Annotated in this window: 1 protein-coding gene; it reads left to right on the forward strand. The window is 56.6% G+C overall.

Annotation, left to right across the window (positions count from 1 at the left end; all coding sequences use genetic code 11):
- Nucleotides 1–275: 275 nt before the first annotated feature.
- Nucleotides 276–1,480 (forward strand): phospholipase D-like domain-containing protein (locus tag AAGW05_RS18470; protein ID WP_411806021.1); only part of this gene is annotated, 1,205 nt, incomplete at its 3' end.

The raw sequence follows: 1,480 nt of genomic DNA on the forward strand, positions 1-1,480 counted from the left end.
GTCCTCGGCATTGCCGTGAAAGCTGCAATGTTCCTGCTCTGGATCGGGATTATCCTCTTGGTGGTTGGCGCCGTCATGGCAATCATGCGCCAAGTGCGCAACAAGGCTTAACTCCACAATCATTGGCCTTTTGTCCCGCAACTCCAAAAGTTCGCGGACGCGACTTTGCGGCCATTCCCGCGATGATCCGTTGGCATAGTCAGCGCTCCTATTGGTTTGCGATGGCCTCCTAATCTCCACGGCCCGCGGGTTCGGATACCCCGTAGACTCGAACAATGGATGAATTAGTCGCGGAGCCTGTTGTCAGGGTCGCTCGGAAAACCGTGGTTCGGTCACTGTTGGCATTATTCGGGGTGCAAGGGGCCGTCATTGCCGGTCTCGTAGTCTTGGACACGGTCAAAAAGCGGCATCGGAGCAAACGTAAGGGCTTCCCGCACCCCGGTATTTTCGAACAGACCATTGCCGATACAAAGATCACCACGTACACGTTCGGTGCAGACCTGTACCGGGACATGCTTCAGGAGATCAATGAGGCTCAGTCCAGCATCCTGATCGAAACTTTCATTTGGAAAGATGACGAAACAGGTCAGGCCTTCAAAGACGCAGTTAACAAAGCGGCAGAACGCGGGGTAGAGGTCTTTATCATCTACGACGCGTTCGCGAACCTGGTCGTACCATCCTCATTTTTTCTGTTTCACCCGGATGTTCACGTTTACCGTTTCCCCATGATCCGCACGTCCATGTTCACCAAGACCCTGGGGGGCACAGGGCTGGACCACCGCAAGCTCCTGGTCGTCGATGACCGGGTCGGTTTCGTGGGCGGCTACAACATCGGCTCCCTGTACGCCACCGAGTGGCGGGATACCCACCTGCGACTGATGGGGCCCTCTGTGTGGGATCTAAGACAGGCCTTCGTGACAGTCTGGAATGAGAACGCCTCGGGCTCACGGCCGCAAATACAGCACCTGAATCCGGAGGTTTGGGAGCCCCGGGTCCGCGCGGTCAACAACCTCCCCGCGAACCTTGTCTACCCCATCCGCGGTGTCTACCTCGATGCCATCGCCCGCGCCCAGCACCACATCTACGTGACAATGGCCTACTTCATTCCCGACCAGCAAATCCTCAGGGCACTGCTGGCCGCGAGCCAGCGGGGTGTTGATGTTCGCATCATCCTGCCGCAGGATTCAAACCATGTTCTCTCCGACTGGCTTTCCCGCGGCTTCTACAAGTCCTTGCTCAAGGACGGCGTGACCATCCTGCTCTACCGCAATGCAATGATCCACACCAAGACAGCGACAATCGATGGCAGTTGGTCCACTGTGGGCAGCGCCAACATTGACAGGCTGAGCCTGACAGGGAATTACGAGATTAATCTGGAAATTCATGACGACGCCTTTGCCTCGGACATGGAGAAGATATTCGAGGTGGACAGCGCAAACTCCAAGGTATTGACCATGGAGGAATGGCGCCACCGATCCCT

It is taken from the genome of Arthrobacter sp. LAPM80, from assembly GCF_046736435.1.
Lineage (GTDB): Bacteria > Actinomycetota > Actinomycetes > Actinomycetales > Micrococcaceae > Specibacter.